This window comes from Arthrobacter sp. MDT2-16 (assembly GCF_054510925.1).
In genome coordinates this window covers 22,366-39,745 of sequence record NZ_JBTNDP010000014.1, presented here as the reverse complement: position 1 = coordinate 39,745, position 17,380 = coordinate 22,366, and the positions used below count along the sequence as shown (strand labels likewise).

Sequence of the window (17,380 nt, the reverse complement as noted above, 5' to 3'; positions counted from 1 at the left end):
TCACGACTTAGGTCCCCACTGCACGTATGGCTGTCCCTGGTAGCGCGCCCATGTGTTGAAGTCGTTGCCCGACGCCGGGTCAAGCTTCCAGTCCCCGTCCTGCCACACCAGATCAACCTGAGCGACGAGTGTCTGTTCCAGACCGGATGCATCGGGTGCTGAGTAGATCAGTCGGTAGGAGGCTGCGTCGTCGGTATAGCTGTTCTGGATGTAGCCCAGCAGGGTCAACCGGGCGATAACGGAGGTGTCTTCGCTCTGCTCCAGTCCGTCGCGGATGCGCTGTGCCCGCTCTCCCAGCAGCACTCGATTGGGTCCTTCCGCTACCGCCACTTCAAGGTCAGATGCCGCTTCCTCGCTGGCTGACGGGTCCAGAGCGACCGCGTACGTGGCCGCTGCCACCAGTGAACCTGCTTCACTCGGTGCGTAACCAACGCGCAAGGTGGAGGGCAGTTTCTCGCACCCGCCGAACTCCGAGAAGGGGATCACGTTGTAACCCCCGACTACCCACTCCTCAACCGCCGGAGCACTGTCAGCGACAGATACGTCATCGTTGTCGAGGTCCGCCTGGCAATCCCACGCGGCACTTGCGTCCGCGACAGGTCCTGCCGTCGCGGACGCGGACGCTGAGGCTGAGGCTGACGATGGTGCTGTCTGCGAGGCTACGGTGGTGGGCTCTGCCGCCGATTCCTCATTGCTGGGGAAGAGGAATACCCGCAAACCCCACGCGAGGAGGCCGACCAGCACCAGGGCCAGCAGCATCACGGCGGCGCCAAACCACTTCGGGCGGGTCTTCGGTCCCTGTGTAGTGTCCTGTGTGCTCATCCGCTGTCCTTCTCTCGATCAAATGCGTGGGCGTTCTCGCTCAGGTGATTGCAGTCCACACGGCCCCCGAAGCGCCCAGCAGGCAGGCAGCGACCATAGGCCAGATGGGAGCCTCGATCTCATTGCCCTGCCGGCGGTTCCTGCCCGCCGCGACAAGGCCGAAGATGAAGAACACGAACAGGACCAGGCCCGCGCCCCACAGGATCCAGCCGATGACGGTGGTCATGCCCTCCATGCCGGGGGGCTGCGTCGGGGTGAAGGTCTGTGCCGAGAGTGATCCTTCACGGACCGGAGTGAGCGCGTTGATGGTGGTCAGGGTGTGTGCTGCCAGAGTGTTTCCGAACATGGAAGTTTGCCTTTCTCAGTGCCCAGAACGGGCGATCTTTTCGATTTTCCGGAGCACGCTTTTCAGCCGTGTCCCGAAAGCTTGTGGGGTGACGCCAACCTCGCGCCACGAGGGTTCATACGGTGCCGTCATGGCCACCGGGAACATCCGCGCAACCCCGCGCGCGAAGTCCAGGGTCGGCTTCGTCAGCCGGTTCTTGGGCCGGTCATGGACGATCACCAGGCCGACCAGTTCATAAGGCAGCTGCCCGGACGCGGACCTACGCGCCAGCTGCTGCGCGGCCTCGAGCGAGGACGCACTACTCGAGCAGACCAACAGGGCCCGGCCCGCCCAAACAGGCCGCCGCTCAGATTCATCGACGACGTTCTCCGAGCACAGTCCCGCCAGGGTGCTGGTGCCGACGCCACCGGAGGCACCGACCAGCCACAGGGTCGCGCTGGTCACGGCAACGGGGGCTGCTGGTTCCTCCTCCTCGACAGGCTCGGCGGCGAGGGTCTGCTGAATGTTCCGCGGGCCTCTCAGTGATTCGCGTTGCCCGAGGATCGGGTCATCATCGATCGGGTCGTCCTGCGGCTCGACCTCCGGCTCGTTGACGAACGGATTGCGCTGCGGGGTCACGGTCACAGTCCCTCCGCGATCTGCGCGGCGGCCCGGAGCCAGGCGCGGCGGGTCTGCGGGAGCATCGAGGAGAACCGGATCCTGCCCTCGATCAGCGACGGATCGTAGGGTACCGTCACGACCGACTTCACGAACGGGCGGAAGGACTCAGCGAGCTCGTTCAACTTCGCCGGCCCGTGGGACGGGGTGCAGCCCAGGACGATCACCACGGCGCGCTCTGCCAGCGACTGCGCGTGCTCGTTGCCCGCCCGCAGGGCGCTGAGGACCCGGGACGCGCCTTCGGCTGCGTCGTCGACGGACTTGACCGGGATGACGACCTGGTCGGAGTGCCCGATCATTGCCTCCCAGTTGTCCCCGCGCTCGGTGTTACCCGAGTCCATGAGGATCAACCGGTAATACTTCGCGGCCACCGAGTAGAGGCGGTGGACCTCGTCGCCGGTGACCTCGTGCCGCTTCTTCGCGCCCGATCGGTCATCGCTTCTCAGTACGTCGTACTGGTCCGAGGGCTGGTGATGGACGTAGGAAGCCAGATCCCCGGCCCGGGCACCGGCGGTCATGAAGTAGTCCGTCTGCTCGAGCAGGTCGACCACTGTCGCCTCGTGGCCGGCGTCGAAGGTCCGCCAGCCCAGCGACCCGAGGGAGTTGTTGTTGTCCCACGCCAGGACACCGGAGCCGCCGAGGCGGGCGAATACGGCGGACAGGCAGATCACAGTTGGCGTCTTGCCCGCCCCACCCTTGGGGTTCAGGACCGTGATCGTGCGGGGACCTGCCCAGTGCTGAGAGACAGTTTTCTCGTCCCGGCGCCGTTCAAGCTCCGCGGGGGACGCTGCGAGCTTCAACCCGAACTGGTTCAGCACACCGCGAAAACCCACCTGTGCTGGTGCATCGGCGTCCGGCCCGTCGACGAACGACGGCATCGCCGTTCTACGGGTCGGCAGCGGCTCCACCGTTACTACCGGGACCACTGCCGGTACTACGGCTGATGGAGCGACGGTTTCCGGTGCCGTTGCTTCCGTTGTCACGGAAGCCGTCACGGAAGCCTCAACGGGAACAGGAGCAGGAGCAGGAGCAGGAGTGGCAACAGGTGCTGCTGCTTCCACCGTGGCCTCCGGCCGGGTCGGCTCTTTTGGCGTGAGCGGGGACGCCGCAGGTTTGGCTGCTTCGGCGGGCTGTACTGCCGCGTTTTCCGTCGGGTCACCGTCGGTGTCCTGCTCGATGATGGCCCCGTCGGTCTGGACGAGGATCGTGCGGGAGCCGGACGGGTCCTCGATGTGCAGTTCGGTGGCGGTGCTCGTCTCGGCCGCGAGGTCGGTTGCGGTGCTCATGACGGAGCGGCGGGCTTCCATAACCGAGAGGTAGGGGACGGTGGTTTGCTCGCCTCCCAGGTCGAGTTCGAGGGTGCCGGCCGGGTCGATGACAGCGGTCATTCTCATCAGGGGTTCTCCTTCGGGGAAACAGTCGAGGTGGGGCTCGGAGTAGAAGTTGGAGTAGAAGACGGGTCAGCGGTCGTGCTGGTTGTTGCTGTGGGTATTGCTGTGGGTCGGGGTGCGACCTGCGTCAGCGCATACAGCAGGCCGGTGGAGGATCCTTCAGCCCGGGTGATTGCCTTGCCGTCGTCGGTGATGACGTCGGGGATGGCCGCGCGGGCGGCGTCGGTTGTGGTCTCGGTGACGCCCTGCGCGTTGATCCGCAGCTGCTCGGTGTTGGTGGTGACCCAGGCGTAGCCGGCGGCGAGTTTCCCGGCCCCGGGCAGGCGGTGGGCCTGCTTTGCGTCGACGTCGACCAGGACGGTACCGGCCAAAAGCAGGCCGTTCTCCCGGTCCACCTGAATACCCGAGGTGGCGACGTCGGTTCCTTCGACGTCGATGATGCCGACCTGCGTCGCCTCCGTCGCATCGGTCGCATCCCCGAGGGCGTAGAAGCCGATGGTGGTGGTGTCGGCGGTCTTCCAGGCCGCGACGACTGTTCCGTTCACGGATCCGAGGACCGTGACCAGTTCCGCTCCGGCCACTGGTGCGGGCAGCTTCGCCGGTGCAGGCAGGGCCGCGGAGTCCTGCGTGACGCGCCAGATCCGCCCCGAACGGTTGTCGGCCGCTACAAGGTGATCGCCGAGGGCTTCGATGGGTTCCGCGGCCGCCGGGACCACCCGCGCCGCTGTACTGCCGTCGGCTGCGACGATCAGGGTCCGCTTGTTCGGCAGGTCCACCCGAGGAGCCGTACCGCCGTCCAGGACGATCGTTCCGTCCTTCGGGACGTCGACGCGGATGGGCTCTGCTCCATCGCCGAATAGCACCAGCTCGCGGGCGGCCGCGGCCGCGACCCTGGATTGTCCATCGAGGGTGAACAGGGCGAGCTGCGCGACCGTGAACGGCGCGGTGCGCGTCCACCGCTCCACGCCTGTCCGAGGGGCATGGCCGATCAGCGTGGAGCCGTCCACGCTCACCGGCTGCCCCGAGGGATCCAGGATCGCCCGAACACTCGAGCCGGTCATCGGTGTTGTCCAGTCACCGTAGGTGTCCCACCCGGCAGGAGCAGGGACCGGCAGTTGCGCGGGCGGCGGTGTGTAGACCGTCGCCACCGGCTCAGCCATGTTGTCCTGCACCGTGGAGAAGGCACTGAACCCGACCGTGGCCGCCAGGACGCCTGCGCTCCCCCACAGCACAGCCTTCCGGCGCGCAGGAGTACGACGGCGTGCAGACTTCGACCCAGTACGGGCAACACCAGCACCTGTGCCGCCGGCAGTGCCGGTGGCGGTGGTGTCTTCCCGTTCCTCGAGCGTGCCCAGCTCGGCGTCGACGACCATCTCGTAGACCTCGCCGTCCTCGGTGAGTCCCTGCACCCGGCACGCAGCCAGACCCAGACGGCGGCACGCTTCCGCTGCTGCGTCGGCGGCCACGTCGGCTGCGGACGCATCATCGAGCACCAGGTAGGTCAGGACGTCACCGTTCGCGTCCGCGACGATTTCGCCCTCCCCAATGGTGAGGCGGATGACGGGCCAGGAATGCACAGCCGGAGTCACTTCCCCTCCCCCGTGATCGAGCCGGGCATCGAGGCGGTCATGTCGCGGGTCTGATGTCCGACGACGTCCCATTGGTCCTCTGTCTTCTCGAGGTAGACGGTTACCTGCCGGTGACCGCCGCTCGTCAGCGGCGTCCCGTCACGGGCTACCCAGCGCCACGTCACGTCGAGGACCCGGATCGCCTTGTCCGGGGCGACGTCCTGCGCGGCGTCACCGATCGCTGGAACCGCCCGGGGCACGCTGTAGGCGCCGTGTTCGGCTGGTTCCAACCACTCGCCGTTACTCGCGTTGCGCTCAGGCTCGACCTGGTTCGCCGCCCACTCCGCACTCATCAGGGGTATGGCGCGCACCGCGGCCGCCGTCTCCGTGCGATCCACCGTCGTATCCCACGAGTGCAGCATCAGCGCCGCCACGCGGGCGGTCGAGTCGACGTCGGAACGGTCGGCATCCTCCGGGGAGGCGAACGTGTTGCCGCCCAGGATCTCCTCGGCAGGGAGCGATGTGTAGAAACCCTCGTAAACGGTGGTCGGCGCGGAAATCGGGGTCTCCGATCCCGGCGCGTCGGCCGCGCAGCTGGTCAGGGCGACCAGTGCCATCATTGAGACCGCCAGAGCGGTGAGCCGGTACAGGTGTGTGTGTGAGCGGCGGGTCATCGCACCCACGCTCCTTTCTCTTTCAGAATCGGCTCCGGGTCGAGGTTCCAGCCCTGGTACGGGTGGACGACCTCCGGTGCTTCCGGCTTGTAAATCTCGAAGTGCAGGTGCGTGGCGACCAGCCCGAGGCCGGCCTTGTTGCCCTCGGTTCCGACGACGTCGCCGCGCTTCAACCGGTCCCCCACAACCACGCTGTAGGCGTTGAGGTGGCAGAACGCGAACCCGAAATCGGGGTCGTCGCCGTCCTCCTTGGCGATCACGCACCCGTCCCTATCGTTGAACCCGGTAATCCGAATGCTGGTCGGTGCGATGACAGGTCCGCCGTTACCGGTGCCAGCACCCGGAGAGGACAGGTCCACCCCAACGTGGTCCTGCGCCCAAGCGGGCAGCGTCGGTATGTCCCGGTGGCCGTAGCCGGAGGTGAAGACGCCGCCCGGGAGCGGGTTGGTCCACTCGCCGTCGCCGAGGTCGCCGTCCCACGCGCCGATGCCCGCCGGTGCCGTGCAGTCGGCGGAAAACTCGCCCTGCCCGGAGGAAAGGATCTTCTCGACGTACTGCTGGGTCTCCGTGAAAGCCGGGATGCCCTTGGCTGCCTGCACAGCGCCGGGGCCGGCGTTGTAAGCGGCGAGGGTCAGGCGCACGAGCAGGTCGGCGTCATCACCGGCCAGCGGCTGCACCTGCTCTTTCAGGGCCGCCATGTAGCGGCCGTAGGCAGGGATGGCGTCCTCGGCCGAGAACGGGTCCCCGCCCTCCCCGTACAGGGCCCAGGTGCCGGGCATGAACTGAGCGACACCCTGAGCCCCTGCAGGGCTCCATGCGCCTTCGTTCCAGCCCGATTCCTGCTTGAGCTGCGCCGCCACCACACTCACCGGCAGGCCCGCTGTCTTCGCGGCGGCGTCGACCAGGTCGCCCCAGCCGTTCGGGATTGCCGGCGTCGAGGTGAGGTCACCGACGGTTTCGCCGACTGCCGAGACGACGCACGCAGCGGGCTTCTCCTCGGTCTGCGTGAGGATCGCAGCTCCCGCGATGCCCACGACGGGCAGGACCGCCAGCAGAGGTACAAGGATCGCCAGGGCCAGTAGCGGTGACGCTCCATGCTTGTCGTCTTCGTCCACTGCTACCTCCCAGCGGCGTGAAGGCACAGACTGGTTAGGGTCTGCCCGGTAAAATTTGAGACGTGAAGAAAGGGGGATGAAACCAATTCCTTAGTTCTTACGATAGCTTAAATTTTGACATCCTCGCTACATGGGCGTGCCGTGCCCATCTAGTGCTCTCTTGAAGGAGGTGCCGTGGCTGTTTCTGGTTCTGACTTCAAGCGTTGGCTCGAAGATCGCGGCATCACCACCTCGGCGAGTGAGCTGGGCCGCCTGACCGGATTGCATCGCGTCACGGTGGGCAACCAGATCCGGCGCGGTAACGTCCCCGAATCGACCGTGGTCGGCGTGGCCCGAGGCATCGGTATCGACCCAGTCACGGCATTGGCGGATTTCAAGGACTACGAAGACCTCGACAGCCGGCCCCGCACACCAACGGCCGCGGAAGTCCTCAGCCAGGTCCACCACGCCGACCTCATGGTCGAGCTGCAGCACCGCTTCCACGAAGACCTGTTCCCCCGGAACGACAAGGTCAAAATCGACTTCCCCCACGACGGTTCCCATCGAGCGTGGATCGACGCCATCGACACCGGCGACGTCCGGCACGACGTGGCCGAGAAGACAGGAACGGCGATCACCTACCTGTTCAACCAGCTCTCGGAAAACAAGCTCACCCCCATCCAGGCGGTCACTGCTGCCCGGGTCAGCGGGACGTCGATGGTCGCGGGGCTTGTCGTCGTCGGACTCATCACCATGGAAGAGGGCGACTGGCCCGAGGACATCCGGGAAACGGCCCTGATGGTGATGAAGAACGAGGACCTGGTCGAACTCATCCAACAACGACTGAACCTCCTCCAGCGCCGCCTCCGGCAGCGCAAGGAAGCTCTCGAATACGCGGAGAAACTCACGGACCTGATCGGATGAACGACAGCATCTACGTCATTTCAGTCAGCTTCATGCTGATCTTCCTCGGTGGACTGACGTTCCACCGCATGACCTCCAGGCGCACACCCGAAGGGGCGCGGGCACTGCTGCGACCCAGTGGCCGGCTGGCTCTCATGGGAGTGCTGCTGACCGCCGCCTACGTCTTCTCCCTGCCGGGCGTCTATCAGGTGCTGGAGGCCATCGTGCCTATCTCCAACGGCACCGACTTCATCGCCAAATGCTGCGCTATGACCGCTGTAGGGGTCCTCGGCGTGCACCTCGCCGTCGCCCACGGCTCAGAGACGGCTACCACCTGGATCGTTGGAAAGCGCGGCCTCCTGGTGGGCGTAATCGCGGCCTCAGGGGTGCTTTTCACGCTCCTCGTGGCGGATACCCCCGAGGCGTCACCCCGCTTGGAGATGTACCAAGAGCAGCGCGCGGTGGAACTGAACGAGTGGATTGTCCTCGCCTACACCGCCTACGTACTGGTGCCCCTCCTGCTGCCGGTCTTCCGCGACAGCCGCAGGAACCCTCTGCGCTTCGGCCGACTGGCCTCGAGGTTGATCTTCGTTGGCTTCATCCTCTCGATCGGACGCGCCCTGGCCTACCCGCTGGAACTACGGGCGGGGGCTGAAGCGTTCTACATCTTCGAGCTGGTCACGCACCTATCGACAGCCTGCGTCGTCCTCGGACTGTGGGCTTTCGCCTTCGCCAGGGCACGCCAGCTGGCACGCAAGACCTTCGACACCGGTCTGTCGATCAAGTGAGGAGTGGAACGTGAGTCAGACACCACCAGAGGCCAAGATCGCGGTAGAGCGGATCCTGACCAAGGCGAACCCGGAGAACGAGGCCGCCTACGCTGTCATCTTCCGTGCCGTGAAAATCTGCATCGAGGCCGGGATGAACCGCCGGCAGACTGCCCGGTACCTCGGCGTCTCCGCCCGCAGGATCGACAAGCACGGCCAATACTTCCGCACCGCGAAGTCGGTCAGGACCATGTTTGGAGAAGCCTTCCGATCCACCTCGATCGACGTCCCAGCAGAAGACGCTAAGGCGAAGCTGATCCAGTGGGCGTGGAAGAGCTAGCCGCGCACTAATTGCTATGGATTGAAGGACTGTGCCATATTGGTACAGTCCTTCAATCGTTAGGAGGCCAGATGCAGCCCACCGGCAGAGAGGGGAGCGTGTCCCAAGACACGGCCACTTACGACTCGCGCCCGCAGGGCGACCGCAAAACGACACAAAAACAGTTTTGCCGTAATGCTTCGTGGTCACTGACCGTGGTGTTAGGTTCGGAGTGTCCGGAAAGAAAACAGTTTTCGCTCACGCGAGAATTGAGACCGCAAGGTCGCTGGACATCTGGAACTGATCACGAAGCGAAGGCCCCTGGGGCCAGCAGATTCAAAGGACAGTGGTAATCATGGCTGTGACAGCAGACGGTCGAGTTGGACCTGGCCGCAGGCACAAGGGTGACCGCAAGCTCATTGGCTTTCGCTTGGCGACGGAGAAGGCCAACACGGTGCGGGAGATCGCATCCGCTGAGGGCTTTGAGCACGTCAGCGACTGGGTAGCCTCCGTTGTCGAAGATCGCATCCAGCACACCGACCTCACCAAGACCAACCAGCAGGGGGCTCTGCCTATCGGCCGCCTCGCCTCTTAACGAAGAGAAGGCCCGCCGTAGGCGGGCCTTCGAAGACTTCGACTCACAACCTGTGTTTGCTTGCCGGCTGATCAGGAAGTAAGTCCAACAAACGCCTTTTCCCTTGGGAGGAGCGGACCTCTGTCATTCCTTCAGGAGGAATACCATCACTTTACCCCAGCATGGCTGGGCCTTGCCAGACTTACAGAGTTCGGGCGTGTCGCTTGTCAAAGACGAGCCCTCGGTCGTATGGGCTGCACTAGCACCCCTCCTGGCAGGTCAGCCCCGTGTGAGGCTGTCGCGAGACGCCGGTAGAAGCTACCCGCAGAAGTTCGAGCGGGATCTGACCGATGCCCTGCCGACCGTGCCTGCAGCTGTCCGCGTCTTCGGCAAGGACGGCTCCTGCCGCGCGCTCTTCTTCGACTTCGACGCCTCCAAGGGAGGCCTGGCCCAGGTCACAGCTGACGTCCGGGCCCTGCAGGAATGGCTGCACCGCCTCGGCGCCCGCTGGATCGAGGACTTCTCCCCGAACGGCGGACGTCACGTCTACGTGCCGCTGGCCGACCCGGCGACCTTCGCCGATGCCCGGGAGCTCGTTGAGGCGCTGGGCAACAGGCTTCCGAGCCTCGACAGGACGCCCCACCAGAACCTCCTCCACGGGTGTATGCGCGTGCCCGGGAGTCGGCACAAGTCAGGCGGCCACCAGCAGCTCGCCATGAGCCTGTCGATGGCCTACGACGTCGCACGCCGGCCCAACGCCTCGACCGTCTGGGCGGCGATGCGCCGTGACCTCCGGGACGAGATCCAGGCTGCCCGGGCCCTCCGCCTCGAAGCGGTGGCCCCCGTACTCGAAACGTCCACAGCGGACACGATGGACGTCTCTTCGGCTCCCCGGATGTCCCAGGCCATGCAGAGCATCGCGCGCACAGGGCTGTACGACGCCAACCGCTACGGCAGCAACTCCGAGGCCCGCCAGGCAGTCATCACGGGAGCTGCTGCTGCCGGACTGGACGCCACCGACATCTACCGCCGCATGACCCAGGGGATCTGGCCCGGCCTCGCGTCCTTCTACGCCCGCTACAGCTCGGGCAACAGAGTCCAGGCACTTCAGCGCGACCTCGCTGCTTCACATCGGCACCTCAAATCAAAGGCCACAAACACCGCAAGGCAAAGCAGTGCCCATAAAAACCCCACTAGCCAGCCACATACACAGCCGCCCGTACTACACCGCGGTAATTCCACGCTCGCCGATTCTGCCGCCGAGCATCGATTCATCAGGACCTGGCGAAACGCCGCTTCGCTGGTTGAGCAGATAATGGGTTCCTCAAGGGCTGATCTCGCACGAAGGATGGTGCTCAGGGCACTGGGAGCCGCGGCACATATGACCGGGGGATCGGTCGTTGAGTTCGGGGTCCGATCATTGGCTGTCGCGACAGGGCTCGATCACACCACTGTGGCCGGTCATCTGCGCGCGCTTCGATCGGCGGCCAACCCCCTCATCGCCCTGCTCGAGAAGGCAAAGGGGACGCGCGGAGATCAGTATGAGCTCACCGTCCCGGATTCGCTCAAAGACAGTGCCGGAGATTTGGCTTGGAAGAAGGGCAAGCTGCACGCCCTCCGGCCTGCCTTCAGGGAGCTTGGCTTCCCTGCCGCGTTCGTGTACGAGGCGCTGGAGACATCGGTCACTTCCCTATCGACGACTGAGCTCGTCCGCATCACGAGGCTCTCCCGCACCACGGTCAGCGAGTCCCTCGAGATCCTCGCTGCGTGGAACCTTGCGACTCGCGGCCGTGCAGGATGGACCATGGAGGCTTCCACCAGCCTGTCCACGGTTGCCGAGTGCCTGGGCGTCCTGGAGGACGTCGCAGCACAGGTGAAGCTCTACAGGGCGCAGCGCGCAGTCTGGCGGGAATGGCTTGCTGGGCGTGCTCCGGATGTGCTGTTCCCCTCCCCCGATGACGACTACCCGTGGGAGACGTACGAGGGACCGCCCGACGACCTATCCCTCGCGGATTTGGCGTTCAGGCCGGCGGGCTGATACCCGAATTACAGAGTTCGGGAGATACGCGGTGCCAAGCGCGGGAGTGGTGTCCAAACTTCGGAAGTTCGGTACTCCGTAGTCCTGTAGGTCAATAGCGCGGGTCGAGGCCACAGGAAGCGCGGATCTCGTTCTCCGTCACTCCCCCGAGCTCGTCCTGGTGCTGCAACAGCAGGTCGATGGCGGTACGAATCAGGGTGTTGTCCGTGATGCGTTCCGGGCCCTTCTTCCCCTTGTTGATCTTCATGCGGAGCGTCGTCAGAGCCAGCACCTGATCTCCGTAGACACGGACCTCCTTGCGGTCCATTTCCTCCCACGACGGCTTCTTCGCGGCTTTGGGCTCCGCCGCTGTGGCGCGCTCCCCCGCGGGCTTCTCAGGCTGCGGAGCCGCTTGCTTGGGCGCCGCTGGAACAGGCTCCTGTTGAGTGCGAGGAGCTGGCTCCGGGGCGGGCTCAACAGGCTCGGGAACCGCCTGGGCCGCCGGCCGGGTTGCTGATGGCTCCTGGACCGCCGTAGCGACCGCTGACGATGGCCCGGCCGGCGCGGCTACGGGCAGAGTGGCTCCCACTCCCCTACCCGTGCTGCGATCTGCCTCGTCCTGCTGGTCGCGCTGCATGGCGGCAAGCATTTCCTGGCTGCCCTGGTTCAGCAGCCCCTTCAACCCCTTCTTGACCGCCATGATCTACCTCGTCTCCTGGTTGGCCCAGATGCTCAAGAGCTCCCGGGCAACGTCCTTGTAGTCCGCGCCGGCCTTTTCGGCCGCCCGCGTCTTGTCATAAGTGGTCACGACCTGACCGGTAAGCGGTGCACGCTCGTGCACCTTGTAGGACCGCACATACGACTTGCAGACCTTCAGGCCAGCGTCGCGTAGTTCGTCCTGGGCGTCCGTGGCATCGACTAGGGACCTCGAGTCGACCTTCGTGATGACGACCCGGTAGTCCACTCCCCCGGGCTCGACAATGCTCTTGAACGTGTTGACCAGAGGCAGCATGGCCAGTGCCGTTGGCTCGGTTGGCAGGATCACGAAGTCCGAATTGGCCACGACGGCCTTCAGGACCGCCATGTTCTCCAGGTTTCCGGGAGTATCGACGAAGATCGTGTCGTAATCCGCACCGCGTAGCTGAGCGAGGACCTGCACGTCCGTCTCCGCGACGACGTCGAAAGGCAGCCGGCGGTCATCAGGAAGCTCTTCCGCCGTCGTCGCCCACAAGGTGACGGACAGCTGCGGATCAACGTCCACGACTAGCACGCGTGAGTGCTCGGCGACCACCGACGCCAGGTTCATGACGGTCGTGGACTTACCGGCGCCGCCCTTTTGGTTGATGACAGAGACAACTCTCATGTCGCACGGATCCTTCGCTGCAATGACAATTGGTCCGGCTGCAGTAGGAATCTACGTGCATTAGATGGAGCGGCCACAGGGGCCACCCAAGGTACGGAACTTACAGAGTTCCAGCTGTCAGCCGGCAAGCTAACGGACCCAACCTACCAGTGGATCCCTCCCCCACCTCGGAGGAACCGCCGGTGAGTTCCGACGTACCGAAGTCTGTAGGTACGTACTTACGAAGTTCCGAGGTGCCGAACTCCGGAACTACGATAGTTTCGAGGGTTCCAGCTCGCCGCGAGATCCTACGCGCGCGCGAGGCTCAACCGTCAGCCCGAACTTCCAAAGTTTGGCAGATTGGAAGAACGGTACTCCGGAGCTGGACCAGGCGCTGACCACCAGACTCCCGAGGTTCGTAGGCTGGCGGCCAAGTGTTGCTGAGGGGGCGGGAGCACTGCCGAAACTCCGGAGTTGCTGAGTCCGTAACTTTGGAAGGACGGGGCCTAGTCAACTCGTCGGTGGCTGACTGGCGAGGTGCGGGGGATTGGACCGCTGAGCTGTGGGCGACCTCACCACTGCCAAACTTCCGAAGTCCGGAAGGACCAAACTCGGACGGGACGGGCCCCCATGGTCCCCTACTTCCGAGGTCTGGGGCTTTTCGCCAACGCGTGCTCGAGTGTCGCACTGCCGGACTCCGGAAGTTCGAAAGGTCCGAAGACCGGTCATGCCTGGCCTCGGTGGCTAGGATCTGCTGAGCGCTAGTGTTCCGCTCGATCGGGTCTTTTGCTACCCGTACTACCGAACTCCGAAAGTTCGGAAAACCAAAATCTGGAACTTCCCGATTCAGGTGTTCACTGACTGGCAAGTCGAGGTCTGGGGCGGTTGCAGGTGCACATAGCCGAACTTCCGAAGTCCGGAAGACACGGACCCCGGATATTTCTGGGTCTGGTGACTCCGAACTGCCGAGCTGCGGAAGGCTGCACGGACACAAGAGGGGGACGTCGGTACTGCCGAACTTCCGGAGTTCGGTAGGACCAAGCCCCGGTGCTGCTTGAGCCTGGCTGAGCCTAAATGCGGGGGCCTAGAAGCTCGCCTGCGTGCAGACACTCGCGCCCATACTGCCGAACTTCCGGAGTTTAGAAGACGATGATGTCGGAGGCTACGAACTGCGGAAGTTCGGGAGTGCATTTTAGTATCCGGGCCGCCGGTGGCCGCCGCCAGTATCGAACTTCCGAGGTTCGGAGGTGCGATGCTTCGGCTGCCTCTGAATAGATGGACCGGCCGCGTGGGGAGCGTTTGCTCGAAACGGTGGGGGAGGGGCTGGAATGACTCGTTGTGGGGCGGCCTGCGGGCGCTGCAACTTCGCAGCGGAGCGTCGGCGGTGGCTATGCCGTGAGGGCGTGAGCGGGCGAAGTAGGGCAAGCCCGGGTACGGAAAAGCCCCGGCGGTGACGGCCGGGGCTTCGACATGCTGGCGCGCGACAGGGCCGGCGAAGGCTCTGCCTTGAGCTGCTCGTCGATCATCGTGCGGATCTGGCGCAGGGTCTCTGGGGAGAGGTCCGCGAGCTGACGTGCTGCGAACCGGCGCACGTTGTTCTCACGCATCGTCCTGAGCAGGTCGAGCTGGGACTCGATGCGGGCCGGTGCGTCCGGACGCCGTCTGCCATGTAGTCCGCGTTAGAATCCTGGATCCAGTCGGCCAAACGGACGGTACCGACCGTGTAAACGTACAGACGACCGGAGCCTTCACCGATGGTTGTACTGGCTGAGGGCGCTTCTGAGTCAGTTCCGACATGGAGAGGTGAGGTAGTGATGACTCCGGCCCTTACGCAGTGTTGCATTTGCCACAGCACAAGCTTCAGGTGAGGGATGGCTCTTGCCCGAGCGCTGGTTATACCGGACGATTACCACCGAAGTCGGCCGCTACTGCTGCCCCAAGCATGCCAACAAAGCCTGATCAATCCCCGACCTGACAAGCTCACCGATTTGATAGCCTGCGTGTCAGGATGCTGCGGTGAACAGGAGTTCTCCGATCACCCAGTTAGGGTTTCAGGTGCTTGCGGCGACCTCGTCCCTCTAGGGCTGATGCTCACACGCAGCTGAGAGGGAACCTGACGTGGGGGAGTACACCGTCAGGGCCATGATTAAAGCCGCCAGGGTAGTGACAATCGACAGACCAATTCGTAGACCTTCAGGTTGGGCGGTGCGTCGGCGCCACCGAACCTTCAGTTCCAGAATACCCAGGCGCTGATGGCATTTCTTGTCTCGAGGGAAAACCGGAGACGGGACTGTGTGGTGCGGTTCCGTTTTCACCCCTTGAAGGCATTAATCAAGGCGTCGGTCCGGGTTGCCGCGTTTGGTGGCTGGGATGCTGGGTGCATGACAGACCAACCCCAGAACGACGGGCAGTCCAGGCCGCTGCGGTTCCTGACCCTGCAGCAGGTAGCCGATGAGCTGAACACGAAGCACAGCACGGTCCGGGCGCTGATCGCCTCGGGGGAGTTGCCGGCGATTCAGATCGGCGGCCGGGGCCAGTGGCGTATCGAACGCGCCATGATCGAGGACTACGTCACCGCGGCTTATGCCAGAGCCCGCACCGACATCGCCCGCGGCGGTGTTGACGGTGGCCTTGACGCTGATTCAGCGTCTGACGCGCCAGAGTGAGTGCTTTCGACGTCTAGTGCCTGCTGTGTCTGGGCGGTGGAGTGGGTCGCGTTGTTCGTCGACGGTGTCGTCTGCCGTGTCGTCACTGGGGCGGCGTCGGCGGCATAAGTCTGAGGCCTCGGATAACTATCCGCAGGGCGTGCTGGCCCTGCTGTTCGCGGCGACCCTGTTCTTTCCTCCCAATTTGGAGTCAGGTAATTCTCTGAGGTGCTGTGGCAGCGAGGAACCGCCCTGTCTGCCGGAATTCGCGAGCGAAGAGGATGGTGGTGACCAGGAAGACGGCTGTGATGCCCATCCATAGGAAGGAGAGGTCTCCGAAGAGCCCTCCGAGACAGTAGGAGTTGAGGGGGACTGTCAGGAGGTTGGTTGCTTGGGTTTTCCTGCTTTGCACAGCGACCGAGCGCGCTACAGCAAGGCGAACGGGATCCTGTGGTGGTGGCTCTTTGCCAGTAATGACCCGCCTCACGTACTTCTGCTCGTCGACCTCGAGCCCGATCGTGATGGAGAGATTCTTACCGAGCTCGGCGCGTGGCTTGACTCGCCTGGCGTTATAGATCAGACCGGCGATCGCCGCAAGGAGACCGAAGAGAGCGGCACCACCCTGCAGCACAAGTGACAAGTTCGGAGGCCCGTCGTATAGGAGCGAGCCGACCAGGGCGAGGGCACCGACGTAGAGGACGACACCGGCGGGGAAGTAGCGGGTGTAATAAACCCGCAGTGCTTCGCCCATGCCGTTATCGGCGAACCCTTGGGCATACCGTTCGGCTTTAGCCCACCGCTCATTGGCCTCCGCCCTCAGGTCATCGAGTCCCGCCACTGTTCCCCCTGCACCTGGTCGACCGCGAATGGGGTCCTAGTGGGCTTCGTTGTAGGCGTCGACGATGGTCTGGGTGAGGCGTCCGCGGGGGCTGGGGTTGTGCCCGTTGTCCTTCGCCCACTGACGGATCTTCTGCGTCTCTTCACGCTTGGACTTACTCGCCGACGCCGAGGACGTGTTCTGACCGCCCTGACCGCCTTGACCGCGTCGGCCCGTCTTTGCCTTCCGAGCCTTGTCCACGTACTCGGACAGGGTCGAGCGCAGCTTCTCAGCATTGTCTGTCGTGAGGTCGATTTCGTAGTCGGTGCCATCGACACCGAACCGCACCGTTTCATCCGCTACTTCACCATTGAGATCGTCGACCAGTTCCACCTGAACGCGTTGCGCCATTGTTCTACTCCTGAAAATTGTTGGTCTGATGACTGATTCCCCTTTTGTGGATTCTATCCCAAATGAAACTAAGCACGCTTCGCATCATCGCTGTCATCGTTGTCGTGAGTAGGTATGGGGGTGACGGCGCTGAGCCATACCCAGCCCTCACGGTGGATCTTGATGAGCGGTTCCAGGAACCGGATCTTCACCGCGGTGCGGGTGTAGGCGATTGCGTGTGCCTGGATGCGGATGGCTTTGGAGGGGTACCGGATCCACGCGTACACGCGCCTTGGTTCCGGGAAATCGGTGGGCGGATAGTTTTCGACGTCGAGCTCGGCCGCGGTGAGCATGATCAGCTCTTCGCGCATGATGAACTCCTCGATCCGGTCGTCCATCAGCCTCGCGTAGTGCTTGGCGTAGCGTTTGTTGTGACCCACCGTCCTGCAACCCGCCCCACCATTTGTTGCCCGTACCAGCCGCTCATACCGGTCGAGGACGTGTGATTGGTCCTCAGTGGTCCTCAGTGGTTCTGAGCGGTCCTCAGTAGTCGTTGACGGTGGCGACGCGGCGCAGCCGCCAGTTAGGCCATCGCTGATCCGCGCTCATGTCGAACTCCAGCACCGGGGACGCCGGCCCGGTCTGGGCCCGGAACCGCCAGAACCGGGTCGTGACGACACTGCCCTGCCCACGCAGACGGACATCCCCGGCAGCACCGACCACAGCACCGACCACAGCACCGACCGCGGCATCGACTGCAGTGTCGAGGGGAGCGGTAAGGGGAGTGGTGGGGGGATCGTCGAAAGAATCAGTGAGAGGTGCGGTGAGGGGTGTGGTGAGGGGAGGGGTGGCTGGTTCCCACCAGCTGCTCGAGCTCGACCACTTCACAGGAGTGCCGATGACCTGCCAGATACCACCTCGCCAGCGCAGCGCCAACGGTGTCCCGGAGGGCAGGAAGCGCACGGTGGCGGGTTCGTCCAGCACCTGCCAGGAGGAGCGCTCTGCAGCCTTTTGTGCAACTCCCTGGGAATCTTCCTGGGCAGTGTGTTGGGCA

At 64.2% G+C, this 17,380-nt stretch carries 20 protein-coding genes; 6 read left to right on the top strand and 14 right to left on the bottom strand.

Features of this window, described 5'->3' with window-relative positions:
* Genes ACX80N_RS17225 through ACX80N_RS17195 form a run of 7 tightly spaced genes read right to left on the bottom strand, consistent with a single transcriptional unit; the run spans position 1 to position 6,573 of the window.
* A complete protein-coding gene (locus ACX80N_RS17225) occupies positions 1-822 on the bottom strand; it encodes a hypothetical protein (RefSeq protein ID WP_459340376.1) in 822 nt (273 codons plus the stop codon).
* 40 nt (positions 823-862) lie between these two features.
* Positions 863-1,168 (bottom strand): hypothetical protein, encoded by a 306-nt coding sequence (locus tag ACX80N_RS17220; RefSeq protein WP_459290712.1) that lies wholly within the window; start codon positions 1,166-1,168, stop codon positions 863-865.
* A 15-nt stretch (positions 1,169-1,183) separates the two neighbouring features.
* Positions 1,184-1,786, bottom strand: coding sequence for a DUF6668 family protein (locus tag ACX80N_RS17215; protein WP_459340375.1), 603 nt, complete (start codon positions 1,784-1,786; stop codon positions 1,184-1,186).
* Positions 1,787-1,788: 2 nt separating this feature from the next.
* Positions 1,789-3,219 carry a MinD/ParA family ATP-binding protein gene (locus tag ACX80N_RS17210; RefSeq protein ID WP_459340374.1) on the bottom strand — a complete coding sequence of 477 codons (1,431 nt, stop codon included), beginning with the start codon at positions 3,217-3,219 and terminating at the stop codon, positions 1,789-1,791.
* Positions 3,219-4,793 (bottom strand): hypothetical protein, encoded by a 1,575-nt coding sequence (locus tag ACX80N_RS17205; RefSeq protein ID WP_459340373.1) that lies wholly within the window; start codon positions 4,791-4,793, stop codon positions 3,219-3,221. The genes ACX80N_RS17210 and ACX80N_RS17205 overlap by 1 nt, the downstream gene beginning before the upstream one ends.
* Before the next feature lie 8 nt (positions 4,794-4,801).
* A complete protein-coding gene (locus tag ACX80N_RS17200; protein WP_459340372.1) occupies positions 4,802-5,458 on the bottom strand; it encodes a hypothetical protein in 657 nt (218 codons plus the stop codon).
* Positions 5,455-6,573, bottom strand: a complete 1,119-nt coding sequence (locus ACX80N_RS17195) for a transglycosylase SLT domain-containing protein (RefSeq protein WP_459340371.1) — start codon at positions 6,571-6,573, stop codon at positions 5,455-5,457. Before ACX80N_RS17195 ends, ACX80N_RS17200 begins: the two co-directional genes overlap by 4 nt.
* 174 nt (positions 6,574-6,747) lie before the next feature.
* Here ACX80N_RS17195 and ACX80N_RS17190 point away from each other — a divergent pair, with 174 nt between their 5' ends.
* The 5 genes from ACX80N_RS17190 to ACX80N_RS17170 all read left to right on the top strand — a co-directional run bounded on the left by ACX80N_RS17190 (position 6,748) and on the right by ACX80N_RS17170 (position 11,153).
* Positions 6,748-7,476: a hypothetical protein gene (locus ACX80N_RS17190; protein WP_459340370.1), complete on the top strand. Its 729-nt coding sequence runs from the start codon at positions 6,748-6,750 to the stop codon at positions 7,474-7,476.
* A complete protein-coding gene (locus ACX80N_RS17185; protein WP_459340369.1) occupies positions 7,473-8,243 on the top strand; it encodes a hypothetical protein in 771 nt (256 codons plus the stop codon). Before ACX80N_RS17190 ends, ACX80N_RS17185 begins: the two co-directional genes overlap by 4 nt.
* 10 nt (positions 8,244-8,253) lie before the next feature.
* Positions 8,254-8,562, top strand: coding sequence for a hypothetical protein (locus tag ACX80N_RS17180; RefSeq protein ID WP_459340368.1), 309 nt, complete (start codon positions 8,254-8,256; stop codon positions 8,560-8,562).
* A 334-nt stretch (positions 8,563-8,896) separates the two neighbouring features.
* A complete protein-coding gene (locus tag ACX80N_RS17175; protein ID WP_459279115.1) occupies positions 8,897-9,136 on the top strand; it encodes a hypothetical protein in 240 nt (79 codons plus the stop codon).
* Between the two features lie 103 nt (positions 9,137-9,239).
* Positions 9,240-11,153, top strand: coding sequence for a MarR family transcriptional regulator (locus tag ACX80N_RS17170; RefSeq protein WP_459340367.1), 1,914 nt, complete (start codon positions 9,240-9,242; stop codon positions 11,151-11,153).
* A 91-nt stretch (positions 11,154-11,244) separates the two neighbouring features.
* Here the strand turns inward: ACX80N_RS17170 and ACX80N_RS17165 are convergent, their stop codons facing one another.
* The 3 genes from ACX80N_RS17165 to ACX80N_RS17155 form a co-directional block, all read right to left on the bottom strand.
* Positions 11,245-11,832: a hypothetical protein gene (locus tag ACX80N_RS17165; protein ID WP_459340366.1), complete on the bottom strand. Its 588-nt coding sequence runs from the start codon at positions 11,830-11,832 to the stop codon at positions 11,245-11,247.
* A gap of 3 nt (positions 11,833-11,835) precedes the next feature.
* Complete coding sequence (locus tag ACX80N_RS17160; RefSeq protein ID WP_459340365.1) at positions 11,836-12,495, bottom strand: ParA family protein; 660 nt, start codon at positions 12,493-12,495, stop codon at positions 11,836-11,838.
* Between the two features lie 1,367 nt (positions 12,496-13,862).
* Positions 13,863-14,081, bottom strand: a complete 219-nt coding sequence (locus ACX80N_RS17155; protein WP_459340364.1) for a hypothetical protein — start codon at positions 14,079-14,081, stop codon at positions 13,863-13,865.
* Positions 14,082-14,855: 774 nt separating this feature from the next.
* Between ACX80N_RS17155 and ACX80N_RS17150 the strand changes: the two genes are divergently transcribed.
* Entirely contained in the window at positions 14,856-15,140 is a 285-nt protein-coding gene (locus ACX80N_RS17150; RefSeq protein ID WP_459340363.1) for a helix-turn-helix domain-containing protein, read from the top strand.
* 190 nt (positions 15,141-15,330) lie between these two features.
* On the opposite strand, the gene ACX80N_RS17145 is transcribed toward ACX80N_RS17150, so the two are convergent.
* The 4 genes from ACX80N_RS17145 to ACX80N_RS17130 all read right to left on the bottom strand — a co-directional run bounded on the left by ACX80N_RS17145 (position 15,331) and on the right by ACX80N_RS17130 (position 17,310).
* Positions 15,331-15,957, bottom strand: a complete 627-nt coding sequence (locus ACX80N_RS17145) for a hypothetical protein (RefSeq protein WP_459340362.1) — start codon at positions 15,955-15,957, stop codon at positions 15,331-15,333.
* A 36-nt stretch (positions 15,958-15,993) separates the two neighbouring features.
* Entirely contained in the window at positions 15,994-16,347 is a 354-nt protein-coding gene (locus ACX80N_RS17140) for a histone-like nucleoid-structuring protein Lsr2 (RefSeq protein ID WP_459340361.1), read from the bottom strand.
* 68 nt (positions 16,348-16,415) lie between these two features.
* Entirely contained in the window at positions 16,416-16,766 is a 351-nt protein-coding gene (locus tag ACX80N_RS17135; RefSeq protein WP_459340360.1) for a hypothetical protein, read from the bottom strand.
* Between the two features lie 103 nt (positions 16,767-16,869).
* Entirely contained in the window at positions 16,870-17,310 is a 441-nt protein-coding gene (locus ACX80N_RS17130) for a hypothetical protein (protein WP_459340359.1), read from the bottom strand.
* Positions 17,311-17,380: the final 70 nt, after the last annotated feature.

Coding starts and splice junctions, on each gene's coding strand:
- ACX80N_RS17225 (WP_459340376.1), bottom strand. CDS start 822: ATGAGCACACAGGACACTACACAGGGACCGAAGACCCGCCCGAAGTGG.
- ACX80N_RS17220 (WP_459290712.1), bottom strand. CDS start 1,168: ATGTTCGGAAACACTCTGGCAGCACACACCCTGACCACCATCAACGCG.
- ACX80N_RS17210 (WP_459340374.1), bottom strand. CDS start 3,219: ATGAGAATGACCGCTGTCATCGACCCGGCCGGCACCCTCGAACTCGAC.
- ACX80N_RS17200 (WP_459340372.1), bottom strand. CDS start 5,458: ATGACCCGCCGCTCACACACACACCTGTACCGGCTCACCGCTCTGGCG.
- ACX80N_RS17185 (WP_459340369.1), top strand. CDS start 7,473: ATGAACGACAGCATCTACGTCATTTCAGTCAGCTTCATGCTGATCTTC.
- ACX80N_RS17175 (WP_459279115.1), top strand. CDS start 8,897: ATGGCTGTGACAGCAGACGGTCGAGTTGGACCTGGCCGCAGGCACAAG.
- ACX80N_RS17165 (WP_459340366.1), bottom strand. CDS start 11,832: ATGGCGGTCAAGAAGGGGTTGAAGGGGCTGCTGAACCAGGGCAGCCAG.
- ACX80N_RS17160 (WP_459340365.1), bottom strand. CDS start 12,495: ATGAGAGTTGTCTCTGTCATCAACCAAAAGGGCGGCGCCGGTAAGTCC.
- ACX80N_RS17155 (WP_459340364.1), bottom strand. CDS start 14,081: ATGCGTGAGAACAACGTGCGCCGGTTCGCAGCACGTCAGCTCGCGGAC.
- ACX80N_RS17150 (WP_459340363.1), top strand. CDS start 14,856: ATGACAGACCAACCCCAGAACGACGGGCAGTCCAGGCCGCTGCGGTTC.
- ACX80N_RS17140 (WP_459340361.1), bottom strand. CDS start 16,347: ATGGCGCAACGCGTTCAGGTGGAACTGGTCGACGATCTCAATGGTGAA.